The sequence below is a fragment of the Trueperaceae bacterium genome, from assembly GCA_023954415.1.
In the GTDB taxonomy this organism is placed as follows: Bacteria; Deinococcota; Deinococci; order Deinococcales; family Trueperaceae; genus JAAYYF01.
In genome coordinates this window covers 223,058-247,028 of the sequence record JAMLIB010000002.1, presented here as the reverse complement: position 1 = coordinate 247,028, position 23,971 = coordinate 223,058, and the positions used below count along the sequence as shown (strand labels likewise).

At 71.8% G+C, this 23,971-nt stretch carries 21 protein-coding genes; 10 read left to right on the top strand and 11 right to left on the bottom strand.

The genetic code is table 11. From position 1 onward, the window contains the following. Positions 1 to 51: 51 nt before the first annotated feature. A complete protein-coding gene (locus M9914_03525) occupies positions 52 to 1,161 on the top strand; it encodes a putative sulfate exporter family transporter (protein MCO5173239.1) in 1,110 nt (369 codons plus the stop codon). 95 nt (positions 1,162 to 1,256) lie between these two features. On the opposite strand, the gene M9914_03520 is transcribed toward M9914_03525, so the two are convergent. Next, complete coding sequence (locus M9914_03520; GenBank protein ID MCO5173238.1) at positions 1,257 to 3,014, bottom strand: peptide chain release factor 3; 1,758 nt, start codon at positions 3,012 to 3,014, stop codon at positions 1,257 to 1,259. A 44-nt stretch (positions 3,015 to 3,058) separates the two neighbouring features. On the opposite strand from M9914_03520, the gene M9914_03515 reads away from it, so the two are divergent. Further along, positions 3,059 to 4,222 (top strand): radical SAM protein, encoded by a 1,164-nt coding sequence (locus M9914_03515; protein MCO5173237.1) that lies wholly within the window; start codon positions 3,059 to 3,061, stop codon positions 4,220 to 4,222. 143 nt (positions 4,223 to 4,365) lie between these two features. Here M9914_03515 and M9914_03510 read toward each other — a convergent pair whose 3' ends face one another. Genes M9914_03510 through M9914_03500 form a run of 3 tightly spaced genes read right to left on the bottom strand, consistent with a single transcriptional unit; the run spans position 4,366 to position 7,248 of the window. Beyond that, positions 4,366 to 4,998: a hypothetical protein gene (locus M9914_03510; protein ID MCO5173236.1), complete on the bottom strand. Its 633-nt coding sequence runs from the start codon at positions 4,996 to 4,998 to the stop codon at positions 4,366 to 4,368. After that, on the bottom strand, positions 4,995 to 6,599 hold the full coding sequence (locus M9914_03505; GenBank protein ID MCO5173235.1) for a histidine kinase: 1,605 nt from the start codon (positions 6,597 to 6,599) through the stop codon (positions 4,995 to 4,997). The genes M9914_03510 and M9914_03505 overlap by 4 nt, the downstream gene beginning before the upstream one ends. Next, on the bottom strand, positions 6,589 to 7,248 hold the full coding sequence (locus M9914_03500) for a response regulator transcription factor (GenBank protein ID MCO5173234.1): 660 nt from the start codon (positions 7,246 to 7,248) through the stop codon (positions 6,589 to 6,591). The genes M9914_03505 and M9914_03500 overlap by 11 nt, the downstream gene beginning before the upstream one ends. 191 nt (positions 7,249 to 7,439) lie before the next feature. Here M9914_03500 and M9914_03495 point away from each other — a divergent pair, with 191 nt between their 5' ends. Then, entirely contained in the window at positions 7,440 to 8,291 is an 852-nt protein-coding gene (locus M9914_03495) for a hypothetical protein (GenBank protein MCO5173233.1), read from the top strand. Positions 8,292 to 8,326: 35 nt separating this feature from the next. Here the strand turns inward: M9914_03495 and bshB2 are convergent, their stop codons facing one another. Both bshB2 and M9914_03485 read right to left on the bottom strand, forming a co-directional pair. Continuing rightward, the gene (gene bshB2 / locus M9914_03490) at positions 8,327 to 9,100 is read right to left on the bottom strand and encodes a bacillithiol biosynthesis deacetylase BshB2 (GenBank protein ID MCO5173232.1); all 774 of its coding nucleotides are present in this window, start codon (positions 9,098 to 9,100) and stop codon (positions 8,327 to 8,329) included. Further along, positions 9,090 to 9,458: a YojF family protein gene (locus M9914_03485; protein MCO5173231.1), complete on the bottom strand. Its 369-nt coding sequence runs from the start codon at positions 9,456 to 9,458 to the stop codon at positions 9,090 to 9,092. The genes bshB2 and M9914_03485 overlap by 11 nt, the downstream gene beginning before the upstream one ends. A 193-nt stretch (positions 9,459 to 9,651) precedes the next feature. On the opposite strand from M9914_03485, the gene M9914_03480 reads away from it, so the two are divergent. Genes M9914_03480 through M9914_03470 form a run of 3 tightly spaced genes read left to right on the top strand, consistent with a single transcriptional unit; the run spans position 9,652 to position 13,141 of the window. After that, positions 9,652 to 10,830, top strand: coding sequence for a M24 family metallopeptidase (locus M9914_03480; GenBank protein ID MCO5173230.1), 1,179 nt, complete (start codon positions 9,652 to 9,654; stop codon positions 10,828 to 10,830). Between the two features lie 18 nt (positions 10,831 to 10,848). Further along, complete coding sequence (locus M9914_03475) at positions 10,849 to 11,796, top strand: sugar kinase (GenBank protein ID MCO5173229.1); 948 nt, start codon at positions 10,849 to 10,851, stop codon at positions 11,794 to 11,796. A 28-nt stretch (positions 11,797 to 11,824) separates the two neighbouring features. Beyond that, entirely contained in the window at positions 11,825 to 13,141 is a 1,317-nt protein-coding gene (locus M9914_03470) for a thiolase family protein (protein ID MCO5173228.1), read from the top strand. Positions 13,142 to 13,192: 51 nt separating this feature from the next. On the opposite strand, the gene M9914_03465 is transcribed toward M9914_03470, so the two are convergent. Continuing rightward, positions 13,193 to 14,275 carry an NAD-binding protein gene (locus M9914_03465; GenBank protein ID MCO5173227.1) on the bottom strand — a complete coding sequence of 361 codons (1,083 nt, stop codon included), beginning with the start codon at positions 14,273 to 14,275 and terminating at the stop codon, positions 13,193 to 13,195. 247 nt (positions 14,276 to 14,522) lie between these two features. Between M9914_03465 and M9914_03460 the strand changes: the two genes are divergently transcribed. After that, a complete protein-coding gene (locus M9914_03460; protein ID MCO5173226.1) occupies positions 14,523 to 16,700 on the top strand; it encodes a 3-hydroxyacyl-CoA dehydrogenase NAD-binding domain-containing protein in 2,178 nt (725 codons plus the stop codon). After that, entirely contained in the window at positions 16,697 to 17,314 is a 618-nt protein-coding gene (locus M9914_03455; GenBank protein ID MCO5173225.1) for an NAD(P)H-dependent oxidoreductase, read from the top strand. The genes M9914_03460 and M9914_03455 overlap by 4 nt, the downstream gene beginning before the upstream one ends. Positions 17,315 to 17,407: 93 nt before the next feature. Here the strand turns inward: M9914_03455 and M9914_03450 are convergent, their stop codons facing one another. Next, positions 17,408 to 17,761 (bottom strand): type II toxin-antitoxin system HicB family antitoxin, encoded by a 354-nt coding sequence (locus M9914_03450; protein ID MCO5173224.1) that lies wholly within the window; start codon positions 17,759 to 17,761, stop codon positions 17,408 to 17,410. A 394-nt stretch (positions 17,762 to 18,155) separates the two neighbouring features. Here M9914_03450 and M9914_03445 point away from each other — a divergent pair, with 394 nt between their 5' ends. Together M9914_03445 and M9914_03440 are read left to right on the top strand one after the other, a co-directional pair. After that, on the top strand, positions 18,156 to 19,088 hold the full coding sequence (locus tag M9914_03445) for a delta(1)-pyrroline-2-carboxylate reductase family protein (GenBank protein ID MCO5173223.1): 933 nt from the start codon (positions 18,156 to 18,158) through the stop codon (positions 19,086 to 19,088). A 43-nt stretch (positions 19,089 to 19,131) separates the two neighbouring features. Beyond that, positions 19,132 to 19,575 carry a carboxymuconolactone decarboxylase family protein gene (locus M9914_03440; GenBank protein ID MCO5173222.1) on the top strand — a complete coding sequence of 148 codons (444 nt, stop codon included), beginning with the start codon at positions 19,132 to 19,134 and terminating at the stop codon, positions 19,573 to 19,575. A gap of 6 nt (positions 19,576 to 19,581) precedes the next feature. Here the strand turns inward: M9914_03440 and M9914_03435 are convergent, their stop codons facing one another. Genes M9914_03435 through pepF form a run of 3 tightly spaced genes read right to left on the bottom strand, consistent with a single transcriptional unit; the run spans position 19,582 to position 23,942 of the window. After that, positions 19,582 to 20,865, bottom strand: a complete 1,284-nt coding sequence (locus tag M9914_03435; protein MCO5173221.1) for an FAD-binding oxidoreductase — start codon at positions 20,863 to 20,865, stop codon at positions 19,582 to 19,584. Between the two features lie 13 nt (positions 20,866 to 20,878). Beyond that, positions 20,879 to 22,126 (bottom strand): cation:proton antiporter, encoded by a 1,248-nt coding sequence (locus M9914_03430; GenBank protein MCO5173220.1) that lies wholly within the window; start codon positions 22,124 to 22,126, stop codon positions 20,879 to 20,881. Positions 22,127 to 22,130: 4 nt separating this feature from the next. Then, positions 22,131 to 23,942, bottom strand: coding sequence for an oligoendopeptidase F (pepF, locus tag M9914_03425; GenBank protein MCO5173219.1), 1,812 nt, complete (start codon positions 23,940 to 23,942; stop codon positions 22,131 to 22,133). Positions 23,943 to 23,971 lie beyond the last annotated feature (29 nt).

Genomic DNA, 23,971 nt, shown 5'->3' with positions numbered 1-23,971 from the left:
ATAAGCATGACGCCCCTAGCCTTATAGGTGTTGCGGTCATACGCTTCTGCGGTGACCGCTCCCGCCGCCTCCGGGCGCCTTCGATCGCTCCTGCCCGGCCTCGCCCTCGTCGTACTGCTCACGTTCCTCGCCTACGAGCTCGCCCGGATCCCCGGCCTCAAACTCCTCGGCCCGCTCGTGCTCGCGCTCCTCGCCGGCGCTCTCTGGCGCCTGGCGCGTGGGGGCCGTGTCGCTGGGGTGGCCCCCGGCGCGCGCTTCGCCGCCAAGGTCCTCTTGCGCCTTGGCATCGTGTTGCTCGGGGTGCGGCTCGACATGCGCGCGTTGGCCGCCGTCGGTCCGACAGTGCTCGTCGGCAGCGCGCTCGGCGTGCTCGTCGCCTTCGCGGCCATCGAACTCGTCGGGCGGGCGTGGGGCGTGCCGAAGGACCTGCGGCGCTCGCTCGCGGTCGGCACGGGCGTGTGTGGCGCGTCCGCGATCGCGGCGGCCCTGCCCGTGCTCAAGGCGGAGGAGCGGCACGCGTCGCTCTCCGTCGCGGTCGTGAGCGTCGTCGGCACGCTCGGCGTGGTGGCCTTCGCCGCCTGGGACGGTCTCGCGCTCGTCTCCTCGCGCCTCCTCGCCGCCATCGCGGGGGCGACCCTCCAGGAGGTCGGTCACGTGGTGGCCGCGGGGGCGGCGGTCGGCGGCGGCGAGGGGGACCTGGCCCTGCTGGTCAAGCTCTCGCGCGTCGTGCTCTTGGCGCCCGTGCTAATGCTCCTCGGCTGGTGGCTGCGGCGGGAGGCGGTCGTGGCCGGTGCCTCCGGTGGTGCCGGCGGCCCGGAGGTCGGCGCGGCGCCTGCGCTTGGGGTCGCACGGGGGGCCGGCGCAGGAGCGGCGGCGGGCACCTCTCCCGCAGCGAAGCTACCCCCGCTCGTCCCCGCCTTCGTCGTCGGTTTCCTGGCCATGAGCGCCGTTACGAGCCTCGGCTGGCTCGGACCCGAGACGGTCCGGTACCTGAGCCTCGCCGGCACGCTGCTCACGGCCGCGGCGATGGCCGGGATCGGCCTCGGCGTGCAGTTCAGAGGGCTGGGGAGGGCGGGGCGGCAGGCGCTCGTCCTCGGGGTCGTCGGCTTCGTCGCGATGCTGGTCGTGATGAGCGGGTACTACCTGATCGCGTTGCGCTAGAGCCGCTTAGGCGGCCGTCGCCTCGGGGCGGCCCGGTCGGCGCACTTCCGCGTTCGAGCCCGACCGCTTGGGCGACCTTGAGCGTTCGCCCGGCGCTAGAGCCTGACCACGTCCGCCGCCCCAGGCGACTCGGCCAGGCTCACCTCGGGATGCTCGTCCTGGAAGTATTTGATCTCGCCGTCGAAGCGGAAGATGGCGACGGCCTGACCGTCGCGGTCGTGCGCGAGCATGCCGAAGCGCACGGGCTTCTCGGGCGTCCGGCTCAGCCACCGGATGACGCGGTACGGCTGGTGGTCGAAGAGCACGTCGACGCCGTACTCCTCGCGCATGCGGTGCTCGAAGACCTCGAACTGGAGCTGACCGACGACGCCGAGGATGGGGTCCCGGGCGCCCTGGGCCGGGTAGAAGAGCTGTACTACGCCCTCCTCCGTGAGCTGCTCGAGGCCCTTGCGGAACGCCTTGTGCTTGTCCGTGCTCCGCGTCCGCACCGTCGCGAAGCGCTCCGGCGCGAAGCGGGGGAAGCTCGGCAGCTCCACGCCGGGGCGGCTGCTGATGACGTCGCCGATGCGGAACGTGCCGGGGTTCACGAGGCCGATGATGTCGCCGGGGAAAGCGTCGTCGACGGTGGCGCGCTCGTCGGCGAACATCGTGTGGGCGCGCGCGAGCTTCACGTCGCGCCCCGTGCGCGTGAGCACGGCCTGCACGCCGCGGTGGAACACGCCGCTCGCTATGCGCACGAACGCCGTCCTGTCGCGGTGGCGCGGGTTCATGTTGGCCTGGACCTTGAAGACGAAGCCCGTGAACTCCGGGTCGGTCGGCTGTACTACGCCCTGCGTCGTGACGAGCTTGCCCGGCGCGGGGGCCAGTTCGAGGAAGTGGTCGAGGAAGACCTCGACGCCGAAGTTCGTCAGCACGCTGCCGAAGAACACGGGCGTGATCTCGCCGGCCAGGAAGCGCTCGCGGTCGAGGGGCGGCAGGACGGAGTCGAGCAGCCCGATGTCGTCGATGAGCTTCGCCTGCGCCCGCTCCCCGATGAGGGTGGCCACTTCCGGCGCGTCGGGCGCCGCGGTCGTCACTGGCGCCCTGCGCGCGTTGCGCTCCGTGCGCTCGTACGCGTGCAGGCGGTTGCTCGTGCGCTCATAGACGCCCTTGAAGTCGGGGCCGTCGCCGATGGGCCACGTGACGGGCACGGCCTGGATCCCGAGGGTCGTCTCCACCTCGTCGAGGAGGGCGTACGGGTCCTGGGCCGGCCGGTCGAGCTTGTTGATGAAGGTGAAGATCGGGATGCCGCGGTCGCGGCTGACGGCGAAGAGCTTGCGCGTCTGCTCCTGCACGCCTCTGGCGGCGTCGAGGAGCATCACCGCGCTGTCGGCCGCCGTCAGGGTGCGGTACGTGTCCTCGCTGAAGTCCTGGTGGCCGGGCGTGTCGAGCAGGTTGAGGATGAAACCCCGGTAGTCGACCTGCATGGCGGCCGACGATATGGAGATGCCGCGCTCGCGCTCGATGCTCATCCAGTCCGAAGTCGACTGCGCGCCGCCCGCCTTGGCCGTCACCGAGCCCGCCTCGCGGATGGCGCCGCTGTACAGCAGGAGCTTCTCCGTCAGCGTCGTCTTGCCGGCGTCAGGGTGCGAGATGATGGCGAAGGTGCGCCTGCGCGCCACCTCGCTTGCGAGGTGGGCAACCTGGCTCGCGAGGTGGGCAACCTCGCTTGCGAGATGGGTGTCCTCTTGAGCGCGGTGCGCGGCCTCGCTAGCGAGCCGCGCCGCCTCGGGCGTGACGGGGGCCGCCCCGGGTTCCGGCCGGGCCTCACGCCCGGGTTCGGTGTGACTGGTGCTGGTGGGGGCCTCCGACATGCGGCAGGTAGTGTACTCGTTCGGCGCGGTCGTAAGGTGGCGGCGTGAGCTCGGAAGCGTTCCTGGCCACCGTCCATCCCGCGAGCACGACCCTCAGCCCCAGTAGGGAAGAGGTGGTCGGGTTCGATCTGGAGGGCCGGCCCGTCCACTGGTTCGTCGGCGGCGAGACGTACAAGCGCTCGCTGGCCTCGGAAGTGTTCGGCCGGCGGACGGTGCGCGGCGCGCGACGCCGGTGGCGAGTCGAACCCGCCGAGGCGGAGCGCCTGTTCGAGCGCGCGGCGAGCGTAGCCCGGCAGGCCGCCGCCCGACCCGAGAGCCTGGTCGCCAGCGGCGCGGTGGAAGCGCTGTCTGGGCGTCTCGAGCGAGCCGCCAGGTGGACGGTCGAGAGCCTGGCCGCCGAGCGCGAGCGGTTCCTGCGTGTCTACCAGCCTGTTTCCATCCTCCCACCAGACCAGTATCAGTCAGTAGTACTACAAGCGAGCTTCGGCTGCAGCTGGAACCGGTGCACGTTCTGCACCTTCTACCAGGACCGGCCGTTCCGGGTCCGCCCACCCGAGGAGTTCCGGTCGCACGCGCTCGGCGTCAGAGACCTACTGGGAGAGGCCGCCGCAGGGCGCCCCAGCGTGTTCCTGGCGGACGGCAACGCCCTGGTCCTCGCCAACTCCAAGCTGCGCCACGTCTTCGGCGTGGCGGCGGAGGTCTTCCCAGGCAGGCCCGTCAACGCGTTCGTCGACGTCTTCTCCGGTGAGAAGAAGGGCGTGGAGCGGTGGCGGGAGCTGCGCGAGTGGGGTCTGGCGCGGGTCGCGATCGGGGTGGAGACGGGCAACGACGAGCTCCTGGCCTGGCTGAACAAGCCGGGCGGCGCGGCGGAGGCCGCCGAGTTCGTCTCCACCCTGAAGGCGGCGGGCCTGAGTGTGTCCGTGATCCTGATGGCGGGTGTCGGGGGCGGCCGGTTCGCGGACGCCCACGTCGCGGACAGCCTCGCCCTGTTGGGGCGCCTCCCGCTCGGGGCGGGCGACCTCGTCTACCTGTCGCCGTTCGTCCTGCAGCCCGGCTCCGCGTACGCCGCGCGGGCCGCCGAGGGCGGCGTCCTGCCCCTGAGCGAGGCGGCGGTGGCGCGCCAGTACCGCGAGCTGCTCACCGGCGCGCGGGCGCGCTCAGGGGCCTCCAAGGTGGCGCTGTACCACATCGACGAGTTCGTGTACTGAGGCGGCAGGGGCGGGGCCGAGATCTACCCGGGCCGCGCCTCGACTCGCCACCGGATCGACGCCTCGGCGGAGCGAGAGCGCGGGTTCCAACCGGGGCGTTGTGGTGCGGGCCAGGGGCCCGTGAGCGCGAGCCCCGGGACCCCTCAGCGCTTCCCCCGCATGTAGCCGAACAGGGCCACGCCTACCCCGATCAAGGCGAGCGGGAAGACCCAGCGCGCCAGAGCGCCGCTCGGGTCGTTGACGAGCACCGTGAGCGCCGCCCAGGCCAAAGCCGGCCACAGCGCCCAGCGCGCGCCGCCCTTCTCGCGTGGGAGCAGGTAGACGGCGGTGAAGGTGGCGGTCATGCCGAGGAACAGGATCACGCCGTTGTCGGTGCCGGGGAGGACGGCGCCCGCCGCCGCCACGAGCGCAACGGAGCCGACCGCCCCCGCGACGATCGCCTGCCATGTGGCCGGGCGGGTGCGCCCCGCCCGCGGCGACGTGAACAGGAGCCAGAAGAACAGGGCCACGAAGCCTAGCAGCGCCGCGCCCGCCAGGCGATGCAGGCTGAACAGGGCGAACAGGCCGAACGCGGCATGCGCGATGAGGCGCACACGGAACGGCACGCGGCCCGCGAGGAAGCGGTACGTGGCGACCGCGGCGGCCACGATGGCCGTGAGCCACACCAGCTCGAAGAAGAGGTTGTGGCTCCCAAGCTGCCTCAGGAGCAGCGCCGCACCGGCGAGGAGCAGCACCGTGCCGGTGCTGACCTTGCGCGTCTGTCTGGCCGGCGTCATGCTTCGGACCCCGCCCGGGGCGAGAGCGGCAGCTCGACCGTCACGGTCGTGCCGGCCTGCGAGGCGCTCTCGATGCGCAGGGTCCCTCCCAGGGCGGCGACGCGCTCATGCATCGACGTGAGCCCAAGGTGGCCGGGGTAGGCGAGCGAGGTGTCGAACCCGACGCCGTCGTCGGCGACCTCGAGGCGAAGGAGCGGCCCGTCCGGCGCGGCCTCCGCCACGCTCGCGCGCACTGTCACGCTCGTGGCGGCCGCGTGTTTCACGACGTTGTGGAGCGCCTCTTGCGCCACGCGCAGGAGGACCTGCTTGGTCGTGAACGGCAGGTCCGGCTCCTGGTCGAGGCGGCGGACGGCGCGCAGCCCGTGCCGGAGCTCCATGCCGTCGAGCTGCCTATGCAGCGCGCCGACCAGCCCGACCTCGGCCAGCGCCTCGGGCCTGAGCTCGAAGATCAGGGCGCGCATCTCGGCGAGCGCGGCTTCCGAGAGCTCGATGACGCCGGCGAGCGCCTTGCCGACGGCGTCTGGGTCGGTGCCGAGGCGCTTCTCGGCGGCGTGCGCCGTGAGCACCACGGAGTAGATGGCCTGGCTGACGGAGTCGTGGAGCTCGCGCGCCAGGTGGCGGCGCTCCTCCTCCGCGGCCTCGTCGCGCGCCAGCTCGTACAGGCGGTTGTTCTCGAGCGCCACGGCCGCTTGGGCAGCGAGGCCGCCGACCCACCGCAGGCGCTCCTCGTCCCACCCCGCCCCGGTCGGGGTGGACGCCACCAGGACGCCCACCACCCGGTCGCGCGCCCGCAGCGGCAGGGCCAGCTCGTCCCCGTCCACCACGGCGTGCGGCGCGAGACCGGCCAGCGTCGCGTCGAAACCCTCCGGCCGTGCGTCCTCGGCGCCGCCGCCCGCCCGCGCACCCGGGTCGGCCCCGAGCCGCGCGAGGCGCACGAGCTTACCGGTCGGCTCGAGCTCCAGGATCTCCGCCGCCGCCACGCGGCCGCCGGTCACGAGCTGGTCGAGCACCGCGTCTATCTGCGGCCGGAGGTCGGTCGTGAGGGCGATGGTGTTCGACAGCGAGAGGAGCGAGCGCAGCTCCGTGGTGCGCGTGACCACGCGCGCCTCGAGGTCTTCCTTGGAGCGTGCGAGGCTCTCGGCCATCGCGTCGAACGACCGCGCCAGCTCGCCGAGCTCGGAGCGGTCCGCCAGGTCGACCCTGGCGCTAAGGTCGCCGGCGGCCAAGGCGCGGCTCGCTTGCGTGAGCCTGGCGATCGGGTCGACGAGGAGTGCCCGCGAGAAGGCGGCGGCCGCTAGCAGCGTGACCGCCACGACGACCGCGAGGTTGACGAGGGTGCTGCGCAGGATGGCCGTCACGGCCGCCTGGTCCTGACCGGCCACCGCGGCGGCCGCGCCGGCGAGGTCGGTGTCTGCGGGCAGCCCGACGGTGGTGGCCAGCGCGCGCCACAGGAGGATGCCGGTGGCGGTTGCCAACGCCGCGACGACGGCGAGCAGCAGGAGGATCAGGCGGTTGGAGATGCTGTGGTACCAGACGGTGTGCAACTCGCCGGAGAGGGGCGCCTCGCCACCGTTCCCGCTGCCGGCTCGGTCAGGGGTCACGCACGATCAGCCCCTCGCGCAAGGCGTAGAGCGCGGCTTGGGTGCGGCTCTTCAGGTCCAGCTTGCCGAGCAGGTTCGAGACGTGGCTCTTGACCGTGGCTTCCGCGATGTCGAGCGTTTGCGCGATGCCCTTGTTGCTCGCGCCGCCCGCCAGGAGCTTGAGCACTTCCAGCTCGCGCTCCGTGAGCGCCTCGCGGCTGCTCTCGGAGCGCATCTCGCGCACGAGCCGCTGCTGCGCTCTCGGGTCGAGCCGCACCTCGCCCAGGGCGGCCGCGCGCACCGCCTCGAAGAGCTCGTCGGGCCGCGTCTCCTTGAGCATGTAGCCGGCGGCCCCCGCCTCGACGACCTCTACGACCAGCCGGTCCTCCAGGACGCTCGTGAGGGCGACGACCTCGACGTCCGGATGGCCGCGCCTGATGGCCTTCGTGGCCTCGACGCCGTTCAGGACGGGCATGAGGAGGTCCATGACGACCACGTCCGGCGCGAGGGCCGCGACCTGGGCGATGGCCTCCTGGCCGTTCGCCGCCTCGCCGACGACCTCCAGATCGGGCTCCAGGTCGAACGCGAGGCGCAGGCCACGGCGCACCACCGTGTGGTCGTCGACGAGCAGGACGCGGATGGGGCTTGGCTGGGCGTTGGCGTTCGGCATGTCGCACACCTTCCGTGACCAGGCTAACCGGACCGCGGTCGCGCCGCCTCAACCTTTCGGATGAGCCGCACGGCTCCCAAGTGTCTAGCCCTTCCGCGCCCTACCGCCGACGCGCCCGCGCCCCTCTCGCGCCTACATTCGAGGGGATCGGAGCGCGGTGGTCACACGCGGTCCGGACTGGAGGAGCGAAGATGGCGTACGACAACCGCGGCAGCCGTCCCAACGGCAACTACATCCCTGGCCTGGCCCTCATCGTCGTCGGCGTGCTGTTCCTGATAGGCGGCAGCGGGCTGTTCGGGTGGCTGGGCAAGTTCCTGTGGGCGGGCGTGTTCGGCGTCCTCGCCTACCTCGCCTACATGGAGGGGCAGCGTACCGAGAAGAGCTTCATGCGCATCCTGGCGGTGCCGCTGGCCGCCCTGGCGGTGGTCAGCCTGCTCCCCGGCCGCACCGGTGGTCCGCTGTTCCTCGCTGCGATCGGTCTGGCGTTCGCGTTCGCGTGGCGCCGCGACCCCAGTCGCTGGTGGGCCATCATCCCCGCCGGCGCCCTCGGCTCCGTGGCGCTCGAGGCCGCCCTCGGCCCCGCGCAGGGCTTCTTCGGCGGTTCGCTCTTCCTCCTCGGGATGGCGGCCACCTTCTTCGCACTGACTCGCTTGCGCCAGCATGCACAAGCCTGGGCGATCTACCCGGCCGTAGCGCTCGCGGTGCTAGCAGTCCTGTCGTTCTCAGGCGGAGCCGGTTGGCTGGTGCCTCTGCTCCTCATCGTGGCCGGGCTGGTGCTCCTGTACCGCACGGGGGCGCTCGGTGACGTCGAGCGCACGCTGCGCTCCGGCCTCGGACGCCGGACGGACGGGCAGGCGAGCGGTGACCAGGCCGGCACGAGCGTCACGCCGCCGGTCGTTGGCACGGCTCGGCCCGGGGCAGTGGCACGGCCGGACTCGCCGCAGGCAACGACCAGCCTCACCACGAGCGAGGCCGGCGCACGAGCCGGGGGTGACGGCGATGCCGCCGCAGGCGGGACGCCTTACCCGAACGAGCCGTTCTGAACGCCGGAACCCGCTAACCGGCCCCGCCGGGCCCGTCAGCCCCGCGCCCGCTCCACCAGGGTGGGCGCGTCGGCGTCCAGCACGTAGAACTCCTCGCGCACGGTCAGGCGCTCCGAGAAGGTGCTCGTCTGGCCGTCCTCGCGGGCGTCCTCGTTCATGTGGGCGAACATCGACTCCGTCTGCGAGCGGTGCGCGCGCAGGGCGTCGAGCTTGCGGTCCTTGACGCCGCGGATGTCGGCCCGCACGTGCGGCTCGCCCAACTCCTCGCGCAAGACGTTGGGGTCGCCGACGGCGACCGCCAGGACGCGCGGCCTGAGCCCGGCCGGCAAGGCGCGCACCGCGAGGACGGTCGCGTGGCCCAGCGCGTCGTGGTCAGAGTGGACGCCGTGGCCCGGGTAGTAGGTGATGACCGTCGAGGGGCGGATCTCGTCGATGACGCGCCGCACCTGGGCCGCCACTTCCGCCGGGTCCTCGAACTCGATGCACTTGTCGCGCAGGCCCATGAAGCCCAGCTCGCAGCCGAGGACGGCGCACGCCGAGCTCAGCTCGACCGTGCGCACGTCGCGCAGCGCCTCGCGGTTCGTGAAGGCGGGGCGCCCCATGCGCCTGCCCATGTCGCCGTACGTTCCGCACAGGTACACGGTCCTGACGCCGGCCTCGTTGCAGAGCGCGAGCGTGCCGCCGGCCGCGAACGACTCGTCGTCCGGATGCGGGAAGACGGCCAGCACGGCGCTCTCGCCCGCGGCGTCGAACGGCACGGTGCGGCCGTGGGCCGCGTCCGGCTGCCGGCCCTTCGCTTCACTCAACATCGGTCTGTCCTTCCCTGAAAGGCGTCTGCGAGAGCTGCAACGCCATCGTGAGCTGCCCCTCGCAGTCGAGACCGGCGAGGAGGAGCTCGCCCCGCTCGTTGACCTCGTAGTCCGTGAGCCCGTCGGCGTACACCCAGCCTTCGCCGAGCTTAAGGCCGACGCGGTAAGGACCAGTGCCGGTCACCGTGCCGCGCGCGTACGAGATGCGCGCGTTGCGTACGAAGGCGATCACGGGGTTCTTCTTCTCGGGTCCGAGCTTCGTGTACGACCCGGTGGTCGTCTCCAGGTGCAAGTAGAGCTCTTGTCCGAGCCTGTCATCCAGCTCGGCTTGGATCGAGTCGCGGTCGATGGGCCTCACCTGAACCTCCGGAGTGCTTGGGCGCCGTAACGTTGCCCCTCGGCCATGGCGCGCTGCGCGGCCGCGGGAGCGCTCTCCCGAGGCGATGGGACCGATTCTACTGCCCCTCACGTGACGGCGCTCTTACGCTCGCTTCATCCGCCGCTCGCCGCGGACGGAGCGGCCGGGCCGGCGCGGTGGCTATGATTCGCGCATGGACTGGTTACCGACCGTGCAGGACGAACTGGGCAGGCAGGGCCTCGACGCTTGGCTGGTGTACGACTTCCGCCGCTCCAACCCGGTGGCGGCCCCCGTGCTCGGCCCGCTGCTGGAGGGCAACACTGCGAGCCGCCGCGTCTTCCTGCTCGTCCCGCGGGAGGGGTTCCCGACGCTCGCCGTCCACGCCATCGAGGTCAAGTCGCTGCGCCCGGCGCCCGGCGTGAACGTCGTCAGCTACTCGAGCCGCGAGAGCCTGCGGGGCGTGCTCGAGGCGATGCTGAAGGGTCGTTCCCGCGTCGCCATGGAGTACAGCCCCGCCGGCGACAACCCGTACGTCGGCCGGGTCGACGCCGGCACCGTCGAGTGGATCAGGTCGTTCGGCGTCGAGGTCGTGTCCTCCGGCGACGTCGCGCAGGTCCTCGAGGTCTGGACACCAGAGCAGCTGGAGCAGCACCTCACGGCGGCCGCCGGGGTCGCCGCTGCCAAGGACGCCGCTTTCGCCTACCTCGCCGAGCGGGCGCGGCGCGGCGAGGAGGTCAGGGAGTGCGCCGTCCAGGCCGTCATCATGCGGCGCTTCGCCGACCTGGGGCTCGTGTCCGCGACCACCCCTAACGTGAGCTTCGGGGCGCACGCGGGCGACCCCCACTACCACCCGATCGAGGGCGTGAGGGACGCGGCGCTCGCGCCCGGCGACGTCGTGCTCATCGACCTGTGGGCGAAGGTGGACGCCAAGAGCGCGCCTTACGCCGACGTGACCTGGATGGGTGTCGACGGCGAGCCGACCTCCGAGCTCATGAGCGTGTGGGAAGCGGTGAAGGGCGCGCGCGACGCGGCCGTCGCCGCCATGCGTGCCGCGTACGCCGAGGGCCGGTGGCCGAGCGGCGGCGAGGCCGACCGGGCGGCTCGCGCAGTGCTGGAGAAGGCCGGCTACGGCGACGCGTTCACCCACCGCACGGGGCACAGCCTCGGTAAGGACGGTCCGCACGGCGTGGCGGTCCACCTCGACGACTTCGAGACCTCGGACGCGCGCGCCCTGCGCCCCGGCATCGGGGTGACGGTCGAGCCGGGCGCCTACTTCCAGGGCTTCGGCGTGCGCAGCGAGATCAACGTGTACCTGACCGACGCGGGCCCGCGCGTGACGACCGAGCTGCAAGACGAGCTCGAGCGCCTCTAGGCGGGCGTGGAGTCCCAGATGGCACCCCTTGCACCCGGCCTGGTCGTGGTCGGCGACTACGCCTGGGACGTGCTCATCCGTACGAACTCGCCGCTCCAGACGGGCGGGGACGTGTTCGGCGAGGTGCAGCTCGCCCCGGGCGGGAGCGCGGCCAACACGGCCGTGTGGGCGCGGCGCTGCGGCTTAGCGACGCGCTTCATCGGCAAGATCGGCAACGACTCGTTCGGCCAGCTCGCCGTCGAGGAGCTGGCCGCCGAGGGCCTCGCAGCCGACTGGGTGCGGAGCGACGCACACCTGACCGGCTCGGTGGCCGTGTGGATCGACCAGGAAGGCGAGCGCTCGATGGTCTCGGGCAAGGGCGCCGACCATTACCTCCTGCCGTCCGAGCTGCCGCTCGCGACCCTGCGCTCGGCGGCTTACCTGCACCTGCACGGCTGGTCGTTCTTCGGCGACCCGCCGCGCTCCGCGGCGCGGCGAGCCGCTTCGGTCGCGCGCGAGGCCGGCGCGCGCGTATCGTTCGATCCCGGGTCTTTCCAGATGATCTCGCAGCTGGGCGTCGATCGGTTCCTGAGCTACACGACCGACCTCGGCGCCGATGCCGTCTTCCCGAACCTCGAGGAGGGCCAGGTCTTGTCCGGCGAGCGTGAGCCCGAGGCCATCGGAGCGCGGCTCGCGGAGCTGTACGGCGGCGCGCTCGTCGTCCTGAAGCTGGACGCGTCCGGCTGCTACGTGCACGGGGCGGGCGAGGGCGCCTACTTCGCCGCCGCGCCGGCCAGGCTCGTCGACTCGACGGGGGCGGGCGACTCGTTCGCCGGGGCGTTCCTCGCCGCCTGGCGCGGGGGCGGCTCGGCCGCCGAGGCCGCGCGCCTGGCGAACCGCGTCTCGGCCTGGGTCGTGGAGCGCGTAGGGGCGCGGCCCCAGCCGGACGCGGCGCTCACGGCCGTGTTGGAGGGGTTCGGCGGGTAGGCGCCCCCAACGTTAGACTTCGGGCACTATGGGCTCACCGAACAGTAACGGCCCGGCTGCAGCGGGGCGCGCGTCCGTCATCGCCGCCGCCGCGCGCGTGCCCTTCAGCCGCGCTGGCAGCGACTACCGCGAGCTGATCGCTTACGACCTCGCCCGCATGGCGCTCGCCGGCCTGCTCGCGCGCGCCGACCTGCCGGGCGGCGAGGTCGACCAGGTCGTCATGGGCACGGTGGTGCAGAACGTCGCCACGAGCAACGTGGCGCGCGACGCGGCGCTCGCGGCGGGCGTGCCGGACGGCGTGCCGGCGCACACCGTGACGCTCGCCTGCATCTCGAGCAACCGCGCCGTCGCAGACGCCGCCCTTGCCGTCCTGGCCGGCCAGGCGGAGGTCGTCATCGCGGGCGGGGTCGAGATGCTCGGCGACGTGCCGGTCGGCTTCAAGCGCGAGGTGCGGCGGCGCTTCTTCGACAGCCGCCGCTACAAGGGCCTCAAGGACTGGCCGGCGTTCTTCAGGGGCCTGAAGCTCAAGGACCTGCTGCCGCAGGCGCCCGCCATCGCGGAGTTCTCGACGGGCGAGAGCATGGGGGAGAGCGCCGACCGGCTGGCCGCCAAGTTCGGCGTCACCCGCGCGGAGCAGGACGCCTACGCCCTGCGCTCCCACCAGGGCGCGGCGGCGCACCGCGAGCGGCTGGCGGAGGAGATCGTGCCCGTGGCCGTGCCTCCCAAGGGGCAGGTCGTGGCGGTCGACAACGGCGTGCGGGAGGACACGAGCTTGGAGCGCCTGGCGAAGTTGCCGCCTGCCTTCGTCAAGCCGTTCGGCACCGTCACCGCGGGCAACGCGAGCCCGCTGACCGACGGGGCCGCGGCCGTGCTCGTGATGGCCGAGGAGCGGGCGGTTGCCGAGGGGCGCACGAACCTGGCGCGGGTCCGCGACTTCGTGTTCGTGGCGCAGGACCCCAAGGACGAGTTGCTGCTCGGGCCCGCCTACGCCATCCCGCGGCTGCTCGCCCGCAACGGGCTGGCGTGGAGCGACATCGACGTCGTCGAGCTCCACGAGGCCTTCGCCGGTCAGGTGTTGGCCGTCCTGCGCGCCTTGGAGAGCGCCGCGTTCGGCCGGGAGCGGCTGGGCCTCGCGGGCGCCTTCACGACCGAGGTGGACATGGACAAGGTGAACCCGTGGGGCGGCTCCGTCTCCCTAGGCCACCCGTTCGGCGCAACGGGCGCGCGCCTCGTGGGCACGGCCGCGCACCGCCTGAACGTGGAGGGCGGGCGGTTCGCGCTCGTGGCGGCGTGCGCCGCGGGCGGGCAGGGGCATGCGCTACTCCTCGAGCGGGTGGGCTCGTGAGCATGGCAGGCGGCCTCCGGGCTGGACCGGGACCGCGCTAGGCGGCGGGGCTCAAGCCGGCGCCGCCGCGCGCTCGTACGGCGTGAGCTTACCGAGCGACTCCGCCAGCACCACCAGGTCGTCGCCGGCAGCGAGCTTGAAGTCGGCGGCCGGGTTGGTGTGCGTGACGCCCTCGCGCGCCACCGCGAGCAGGGTGGCGGCGTGGGTCCTGCGCAGCCAGGCGGAGACCTCGTCTATCGGCTTGTCGACGCAGTCGTCCGGCAGCTCGACCCGGTAGAGTTCCGAGCCCTCGCCGCCCGAGACGATGTCGGTGACGAGTTCGGAGAGCCCCGGGTACATCGCCGACCTGGCCAGCAGATGCGAGGACAGGACCGACGTGACGAGGAACTCGTCGACGTGGGCGCGGCGGAAGTGCTGAGTGTGCTTCGGGTTGTTGACCTCGACGACGGTGCGCACCTCGGGCGCCACCGACTCGATGGCGAGCACGACGAGTATCGAGTGCATGTCGGCCTCGTCCGTTCCGTCGGAAGGGCACACGATGGCCGAGCGAGCATGCTCGATCCCGGCGCGTTTCAGGTCGGCCTCCGACGTGTCGGAGCCGCGCACGAAGTAGATGCCGTCGCCGGCGGGGCTCTTCTCGGAGTCGTAGACGAGCACGACGCGGCCGCCGTACTCGTCCTCCTTCAGCTCCTCGATGAGGTTGCGAGCCGTCGCGTTCCAACCGCAGACGACGATGTGGCCCCTGTAACCGGATGCACCCATGCCTTGCCCTTCCTTGAGGAGGAAATCGATCATGAACCCGACCAGCGCGCCGGTGATGGTCGCGACTATCGCGACGCCGAACAGCCCCAACAGCCACCCCATCACCCAGCCGACGGGTCCGGACGCGAACGAGGCGTCGCCCTGGCCGAGCACGGTGGTCGCCGCCCAGTAGAACGAGGCGCCGAAGACGGCCAGCGTGTGATCCGTCTCGAACGCCCATACGATCAGCGAGATGAACAGCAGGATGACGACGAGCCCGATCAGGAGGGACCTGAAGAAGCCCGCCTCCATCTGATCCGACAGCCGCCTGAGGTGCCAGCCGACCCGCCGCAAGAACGGGTTCTCGAATAACTTCGCGACGCGAGCTTTCACTTGAGGCATACGATATTGCTGTAATGGACGGTATGCGCGCGGAAAAAGCTCACGCCGCGAGCCTCTCGGGCGACACCGGGCCGGCGAGCCTCCCTCCCGTACTGATCGGCGATCACGTCTGGCACGCGCTGACTCGGGGTAACACCGGGCCCCTCCCCGACGGGGACCAGCCCTGCGCCGCCGCGAGACGCATGGCAGCGCGCGCCGGTCGCGCGCCGGTGAGCGAGCGTCTGCCGAGAGGTGCGCCGTGAGGCCGTCGGACGCGGCATCCTCGGGGCTGCGTGTCGAGCGGCGCGGCGATGTCGCGCTGCTCGTCGTCGACCAGCCGGCGCGCCCGGTCAACCTGCTCGATACCGCGCTGCTGGGCGCGCTCTCGCAAGCGGTCGAGGAGCTGGTCGCGGACCCGGGCGTGATCGGCGCCGTGCTGTGCAGTTCGCGGCCGGGTTCGTTCCTGGCCGGGGCCGACGTGTCGGCCTTCCTCGACTACGCCTCGCCGGCCGAGGTCGAGGCGGCGATCCGCCAAGGCAACTCCCTGCTCGACCGCATCGAAGGTTGCGGCAAGCCGCTCGTGGCCGCGATCGACGGCGCCTGCCTCGGCGGCGGCACCGAGCTGGTGATGGCGATGCGCTACCGCCTGGCCGGCACCGGCTCAGGCACCCGCATCGGTCTGCCCGAGGTGCAACTCGGGCTGCTGCCGGGGCTGGGAGGCTGCGTCAGGCTGCCGGAGCGCGTCGGCCTTGCGCAAGCGGCGGACATGATCCTAAGCGGCCGCAACCTGTTCCCGCGCCAGGCGCTGAGGGCCGGGTTGGTGGACGCGCTCGTGCACCCGGAGGGGCTGCTAGCGGCGGCGGTCGCGGCGGCTCAGGGGCTCGCTTCGGGCAAGCTGAAGCCGCGCGCGGTCAAGCGCTCGGTCGTCTGGTGGGCGCTGGAGACGCGCCCCGGACGCGAGCTGGTGCTGCGGCAGGCCCGTTCGAGGGCGCTCGAGCGCACGCACGGCAACTACCCGGCTGTCGACGAGATCCTGCGCTCGCTCACCGCCGTCGCGCGGGGAGGTCGGCAGGCCGGCTTCGCCGAGAGCGCCGCCGGCTTCGCGCGGCTGCTGTTCACGTCGGAGGCGCGCGCCCTCATCCACCTGTTCTTCGCACAGACGGCGGCCAAGAAGAACCCCTTCAGGGGCGAGGCGCTGCCTGTCGAGACGGTGGCGGTGCTCGGCGCGGGCCTCATGGGCTCGGGCATCGCGGAAGTGTCCGCCGCCGGTGGCCTGCGGGTACTCCTGAAGGACCGCGACCCGGAGCTCGCGCTCAAGGGCAAGGCGAGCGTCTATCGCGGCCTGTCGGCGCGCGTCGGCAACGGCCGCACGGCGTTCGAGCGCGACCAGCTCGTCGAGCGCGTCGTTCCGATAGACGACTACTCCAAGGTCTCGGGCGCGCGGCTGACCATCGAGGCCGTGCTCGAGGAGCCGAGCCTGAAGCGGAAGGTGCTCTCCGAGGTCGAGCGCGCTACCGCCGGCGAGCGGCACGTGTTCGCCTCCAACACCTCGGCCATCCGCATCGCCGAGATCGCCGAGGGCGCGGTGCACCCCGAGGCGGTCATCGGGATGCACTACTTCTCCCCGGTGCCGAAGATGCCGCTGCTCGAGATAGTCGTCGCCGATCGCACGGCCGACTGGGCCACGGCGACCGCCTTCTACGTCGGCGCGCGTCAGGGCAAGACTACGATCGTCGTCAACGACGGCCCGGGCTTCTACACGACGCGCGTACTCTCCGTCTACATCGCGGAGGCCATGCGCGCGCTGGACGAAGGCTCCGACCCACACGCGCTCGAGGCGGCCATGGTGGGCTACGGCTTCCCGCTGGGGCCGCTTGCGCTCCTCGACGACGTCGGGATCGACGTCGGGGCCAAGATCGAGAAGGTCCTTGAGCCGCTCATGTCGTTGCGCGGACTGGCGCGGAGCCGCGCGAGCGCCGAGCTGGTCGCTGCCGGCTACCTGGGACGCAAGGTCGGCAAAGGGTTCTACCGCTACGAGGGCAGCCGGCGCGCCAAGGAGCTGGACGCCGAGGCGCTCAGGATCGCCGGTTTCCGTGGGGGCGATAGGCGAGGAGCCGAGGGCGCGACACGAAGCGGGGCCGACGGCGCGGGCGCCGAGCTTGCCCAACGCCTGGCCCTCGCGTTCGTGCGCGAGGCGGTGCTCTGCCTGGAGGAGGGCGTACTGCGCTCGGCGCGCGACGGCGATGTCGGGGCCGTGTTCGGCCTGGGCTTCCCCCCGTTCCGCGGCGGTCCGTTCTTCCTGATCGACCGCGAGGGTGCGGCGAGCGTGGTGGCGCGCTTGAGCGCGCTCGCCCAGAGGCACGGCGAGCGGTTCGCGCCCCCGCGATCGCTCGTCGAGCTGGCGGAGTCCGGCGGACGTTTCCATGGGGGCGCATGAGCGCCCCGGTAGTTACGCTGGTCCTCGCGCACCCGTCCGCGGGGAGCCTGTCCGCCGCCCTGGCGCGCGCCGCTCGAGCCGCGCTCGCGAGCGTCGGCGCCGACGTGCGAGTGCACGACCTGTACGCTGACGGCTTCGACCCGCGCATGCCGACCTGCGAGGTCGGCACCACGGAGCTGGCCGACGAGCTCGTGGCCCGTTACGTCGCCGACGTGCTGGCCACCGATGCCTTCGTGATCGTGCATCCGGTCTGGTTCTTCAACGTTCCCGCCATCCTGAAGGGGTGGATCGACCGGGTCATGCGCGAGGGGATCGTGTACGCGCACGGCCCGGCCGGCATGGCGGGGCTGCTCAGGGCCAGGTCCGCGCTGCTGGTGAACACCGCCAACGGCGGCGAGGAGTTGGAGCGTGGCTTCGGGGGCGACGCGCTCGTCAACCTCTGGGAGCGCGTGATCCTGGGTACCGGCGGCGTGACCGACTTCAGGCGCCTGCGCTTCGGCGGCGTGGCCGCATCGTCGAACGAACTAAGGCAAGCCTGGCTCGCCGAGGTGGACGACGCGGTCCGTTCGCTCGTGGTCGACGTGAGGAACCGGCTCGCCAGGGGAGACGGGTAAGCGCAGGCGCGGAGCAGGCCGGGTGCGAACGTAAGGCGAGGCGCCGACGCGCTGCGGTGGGCTAGCGGTGCGTGATGCGCCGGCGGGGCTTGGTCAGGGCTGGTCGTCCTGGCGCACCGCAGCGATGCGCGCCACCCCCACCTCGATGCTGGCCACGAGGAAGTCGTTCAGGCTCACGTCGAGCGCGGCCGCCGTGATGGTCGCCTTCCTATGCAGGTCGGGCGGCATGCGGAGCAGGACCTTGCCGGAGAACGGCTTGGCCGGCTCCACCCCGCGGGTGGCGCAGTCGAGCAGATAGCCGTCGACGGCGGCGTGGAACTCGCGTCTGAGCTGCGCGACCGCAGGGGCGGAGAAGGAGATGTCGTCCTGGAGGTCGATGACCTCCCCGCGCAGCAGGCCGCTCGCGTCGTCGTAGATCACCTTCGCCGTGTAGCCCTTGTGGCGCATGGTGCCGGTCCCTGCCCCCGCCGCTTGGTGAGGGGGCTTGGCTTGCGTTGGCCTCTGCGCGGTCGGCCGCTTGGGGATGCCGACGCTTCCACGCTTGGCCGGCGCCTTGGCGCCCGGGTCGGGGCTCACAAGGGACCTTCGCTCGCGAGATCATTCATGATATCATAAAATAGTATCATTTGACCTCCGAGCGCCCGGCCGAGCCGTGATCGGGCCACGATCCCTCGCGGCCCGGGGTTTCTCGGAGGCGAGAGCTCTTCGTTGGCACAAGGATGAATGATATCGAATAACGGTATTGAATACAAGAGCAGCGAGGCCATGGCTCCAGGAGGGGCTCGGCCGGCATGAGCCCCGCGGGCTTGCAGGGTGGGGCGGCGACGGGCGAACCTTGGGCATGCTAGTGTTCGACGCCGCCGAGACCGCCGCCCTCCTCCCGTACCCGGAGCTCGCTGCCGAGATAGCCGCCGTCCTGCGCGCGGCCGTGCGGGGTGAGGTGAGCGCGCTGGAGCGCGGCACGCTGCCTCTGCCCGGGGGTGGCACCTTCCTCTCGATGGCCGCCGCCGACGCTCGGGCCGCCATCGTCAAGGTCGGCAGCGTGCACCCACTGAACGCCGGCCGGGGCCTTCCGACCGTCCAGGCGGTCGTCGTCGCCGTGGACGCAGTCGACGGCCGGCCGCTCGTCGTCTTGGATGGGACCACCGTGACGACGCGGCGCACCGCGGCGCTGTCGCTGCTTGCCGCTCGCAGCGTGGCGGCCGACACGCGGACGTTGCTGGTCGTGGGCGCCGGCACCCAGGCCCGTGGGCACGTCGAGGCGTTCGCCGCCGGGTCGGCGGTGGAACGCGTGCTCGTGCACGGGCGGAACGCCGGTAGGGCCGGCGCGCTCGCCCGGCACGCCGCCGCCTTCGGCCTCGCGGCGGAGGTCGTCGAACCCGAGTCCCTGATCCGGGCCGTCGAGGGCGCGGACACGGTCGTAACGACCACCGACTCCGTGGCCCCTGTGTTGGGCGACGCCGTCGCAGCCTCGCTTCGCCCCGAGGCGACCCTGATCGCTGTCGGCGCCTTCACTCCTGCGATGGCCGAACTGGCTCCTGCCGTGGTCGGACGCTGCCAGGTCATCGTGGACACGCTTGCTGGCGCGCGGGCAGAGGCGGGCGACCTGATCCAGGCGGTCGCGGCCGGCACCTGGAGCTGGGCGGGCGCCGGCGAACTCGTCGGAGTACTGGAAGGCTTCCGGCGCGGGCCTCGGCCGGTACTCTTCAAGAGCGTCGGGCACTCCATGTTCGACCTGGCGGCGACGCGGCTGGCACTGAGGTCGATCGCCTGAGTTCCGACGTCGCTCCCCCGTGGGGGGTGGATAGGAGGACCGGATGCACGAAAGGATCGATTACGCCAAGGCCTCGCCGGCGGTGCTCGAGGCCATGGTCGCGCTGGAGAGGGCGTGCAAACGCCTGGGCATCGAGCGCTCGCTCTACGAGTTGGTGAAGATCCGGGCGTCACAACTCAACGGCTGCGCGTACTGCCTCGCCATGCATACGAAGGACGCGCGAGCCGCGGGCGAGAGCGATGAGCGCCTCGACCTCCTGGCCGCCTGGCGTGAGGCGGAAGGTGTCTACACGGAGCGGGAGCGCGCGGCCCTCGCTTGGACGGAGGTCATCACGCTACTGCCCGACGTCGGCGCTCCCGACGACGCCTACGAGGCCGCCCTCGCCCAGTTCGGAGGGGGCGGGCTCGCCGACCTGACGTTGCTCATCGTCACCATCAACGGCTGGAACCGCTTCGGCGTGGGGTTCGCACTGCGGCCGGGCCGCTGACGCCGCTCAGACGATGTTCAGTTCGCGTCGCCGGGTGGCCCTGTACTCGCCGCTCTCGTCCAGGAAACGCTCGTAGCGCAGCGGGGTGATGTCGAGGGCCGTCGCCTTGCCCCGAAGCGCCTCCTCGGCGATCAACCGGCCGACCATCGCGGCCTGCTGCACGCCGTGACCCGAGAAACCGCAGGCGTTCAGCCAGGCGGAGGCGCCGGGCGCCAACGGCGGCATGCGCCCGAGGACGGGCTGGTCGTCGGGCGTCACCTCGTAGTAGCCCCACCAGGACGCGCGCCGGTCCAGGCCGGCATCGGCGAGCCACGGGAAACGCGCCATGCCGAACGTGACGACGCGCTCCAGGTCTTGCATGTCGCCACCCTGGAAGAAGCCGGGAGGCTGCTCCGGGTTGGACCGCCCCATGATCACGCGCCGCCCCTCGCTCCTCAAGTAGTAGCCGCTGGCAACGTCGACGGTGAGCGGGTAGCGGTGCGGTTCGGGCAGGGGGGCGGTGGCGTACACGCTGCGCAGCACGGGCACGACCGGCACTCGTAGCCCGGCCAGCGCCGCTACTTCGCCGGCCCACGCCCCAGCGGCGTTCACGACCATGCCCGCGCTCACCGTCAATGCCGCACGGACCCCGGCGGTCGCGCTGATCGGGCCGGTCGCGCCGACCGGGGCGACCGACGCGACCGGGTCCGTCGCGCCGAGCGCGGAGCTCACTCGCGCGGCCGCGGCCACGCCCAACCGCCAGCTCGCGCCGTCCCATACGGCCGAGCGCACGGGCGAGTCGACGAAGACGCGCGCGCCGTGCCGCTTGGCCATGGTCAGGTACGCGAGCGTGACGGCGTGGGGGTCGATGATCCCGTCGGCGCTTCCGAACGTGGCCAGCACCACCCCCTCGGCGGCGAACGGCACGAGCGCCTGGGCGTCCTCCGGCCCTAGCTCAGCCACCGGCACGCCGAGCCGCCGTTGCAGGTCGGTCGAAGCGCGGTGGGCGGCCGCATGCTCTTCCGGCACGAGGAAGAGGTAGCCCAACGGGTCGTAGCCCGAGCTGGCGCCGTAGAGCTCCTGGAAGGCCCGGTACTCCCGGATGGACGCCCAAGAGAGCTCGATGTTGACGGCCTCGCTGAACTGGACCCGAACCCCCGCCGCGCTCTTGCCGGTCGAGCCGGTGGCCGGTGCGGCGGCCGCCTCGAGGACGACGACCTTGGCGCCACCCTCGGCCAGCCGGAACGCCGCCGCCGCGCCGACGATGCCGGCGCCGATGATCGCCACGTCGGCGGTAACGTCCGAGATCAAGGACCTGCTCCTCTCAGGAGCCTCCGGCTGCCTGGGCGCTCACCTCGCGTGCCTCGTCGCGCGGCTCTTCCGACGGCGGTCCGAACTTGAAGGTGGCCCGCAGGAACAGCGGGGTGACGAGCGTCGTCACCACGACCATCAGGACCATGATCGCGAACAGGTCCTGGGGGATGACCCCCCGCTCGACGCCGATGGCCGCCACGATGAGGCCCACCTCGCCCCTCGAGACCATGCCCGCGCCGACGCGGAGCGCCTCGAAGTTGCTGAACCCCATGACGCGCGCCCCGAAACCTGAGCCGAGCACCTTCGTGAGGACGGCGATGACGATGATGGCCAGGGCGACCCACACGAGCGGTCCGCCCAAGGCCTCGCGCAGGTTCGCACGCAGGCCGATGTCGACGAAGAAGATGGAGACGAAGAAGCCGTAGGCGAAGACCTGCGTCGCCTTCTCGAGCCGGTGCTTGAACTCCGTCTGGCCGATGAGGATGCCGACGAGGTAGGCGCCCGTGATGGCCGCCACGCCGCCCCAATACTCCGCCGCCCACGAGTAGAAGAGGACGAGGACGAGCGCGAGCGCGACCAGCGGTTGGGCGATCGGGAGCCTGTCGAACCATCGGAGCAGCGCCTTGACGACGGGGGCGAGCGCGATGCCGACCGCGAAGTAGGCGACCATCTTCAGGGCCACGAGCCAGATGGGCACGGCGCTGCCGCCGCTCGCGAAGAGCGCCACTACGACGGAGAGGATCAGGATGCCGAGCACGTCGTCTATCACCGCCGCGCCCAGGATGGTCATCCCCTCCTTCGTGCGCAGCTTCTTCAGCTCGAGGAGCGTCTGAGCGCTGATGGAGACGCTGGTCGCCGTGAGGATGGTGCCGACGAACACGGCCTCCGCCATGGGCATGCCTACGAGGAGTCCGAAACCGGTGCCCGCTGCCAACGGCAGCACGACCCCGCCCGCCGCGGAGACGAGCGCGGGCATGCCCACCTTGCGCATGGCAGGCATGTCCGTCTCCAGGCCGGCCACGAACATGAGCAGCACCACGCCCAGCTCGCCGAGGAGCTTGATGGTCTCGCCGGTCTCGGCTGCATGTGTGAGAAGGGGCATGCCGAGGAGGTCCAGCGCCGTAGGACCCAGCAGCAGGCCGAAGGCGATCTCGCCCACGACGGTCGGCTGACCGAGCAGCCCCAACGCCCAACCGGCCAGCTTCGCGCCTGCCACCACGATCGCCAGCACCAGCATCAGTTCCAGGAACGGCGTCATGGCCTCAGGCGCTCGCGGCCAGCTCCTCCAGCTCGCGCACGTGGCCTTCCACCACCGCGAACGCCTTCTCGATGGGCGCGGGCGTCGCCATGTCTACGCCCGCGGAGCGGAAGAGGTCGAGCGGTTTGAGCGCCGAGCCCGCCTTCAGGAACTCGAGGTAACGCCGCGCGGGCTCGTCGTCCCCGCGCTCGAAGCCGGCGCGCACGTCGGCCGCGAGGGCCGCGGCCGCCGCGATGCCGACGGCGTACTGGAACGTGTAGAACGGCATGTACAGGTGTCCGAACTGCGCCCACGTTATGCCCGTGCGCTCGTCGGCCTGGATGGCGGCGCCGTAACCTTCCTGATAGAGCCGCTGCATGCTGCTCACGAGCCGCTGCGCCGTCAGCCCCTCGCCTCGCTCCACGGCCTGGTGCGTCTCCAACTCGAAGCGCACGAGGGTCGGCATGATGAAGAAGTAGCGGTGGAAGTTGTGGAACGCCTCCTCGAGGACGGCGAGGCGCGCCTGGCGCTCGGTCGTGACGCTCAGGAGGTGAGCGCGCACGAGCGCCTGGTTGAAGTTGGAGGCCGTCTCCGCCACGATCATGGCGTAGTTAGCGTTGGCCAGCGGCTGGCGCTCGTCCATCAGCCGGGAGTGCATGACGTGCCCAAGCTCGTGCGCCAGGGTGCTCATGCTCTCCAGGTTGTCCTGGTAGCTCATCATGACGTAGGACTGTCCGCGGTAGAACCGCGTCGCGAACGCCCCGTCGCGCTTGCCCCTGTTCGGGTACACGTCCACCCAGCGGTCCTCGAGCAGGCCCTTGCGTAGGGGCGTCAGGTACTCCTCTCCCAGTGGGGCCATGCCGGCGAGCACGTGCTCTATCGCCCGCGAGTACGGTAGCGGCGGCGTGTCGGCGAGGGGCGCGAACACGTCCCATTCGGCGAGCCTCTCGACCCCCAGGAGCTTGCGGCGCGCCTCCCAGTAGCGGTGCCAGACGCCGACGTTCTTCTTGAACACGTCGAGCACGTTGGTGAGGACCTCGCGCGGCACCTCGCGCGGCTCGAGCTGCTCGGCCACGGTGTCCTCGTAGCCGCGCACGCGGGCCGTGAAGACGGACTGCTTGATGCGCCCGACGTAAAGGTCCGTGAGCGTGTCCTTATGGGCCAGGAACGCACGCGTGTACGAGTCGTACGCTTTCTCCCTCAGCCCCCTGTCCGGCGACGCGATCAGGGAAGGGTACGTGCTGCGCGCCACCTCGTGTGTCTGGCCCGCATGCTCCACCGCCTTGAACGGCAGCTCGCCGTTCGCGAGGGAGTTGTAGGCGCGCTCGAAGGCGCTGGCGGGGTCGGCGGCGCGGCCGATCACGTCCTCGACCTCCGAGCTGCGCACGTGCGGCCGGCTCTCCTCGAGCCGCTCGAAGTAGCGCGTCAGGTCCGCGAGGCGGGGCTCTTGCGCCTGGAACCTGGCGAGGCGCTCGGCGCCGATGGCGAGGAGCTCGGGCTGCGCGAACGCGAGGTCCGTGCTGAAGCGCGCCGCGAGCGCCTGGAAGCGCCCGGCCCGCGCGCGCCCCGCCTGGTCGTTCTGGTCGACGGCCAGCGGCATGGTGGCGTAGATGCGCAGCCGCTGCAGCTTCTCGAGCGTGGGCCAGTAGGCGTCGAAGAAGTCGGCTACGACCTTGGCGCCTTCGCCTAGCCGCCCCTGGAAGGCGAGGAGGCGGGTGAGGTCCTGGTCGGCGCCTGCGAGGTCGGCCTCGAACGCCGCCTCGGTCTCGTACGCGGCCTGGAGGTTCCAGGTGAAGGCGGGGTCTACGTCCTTGCGGTCTGGTAGGGGCTTCGCCATGCGTGAGTGTAAGACGTGACGGAACGCGC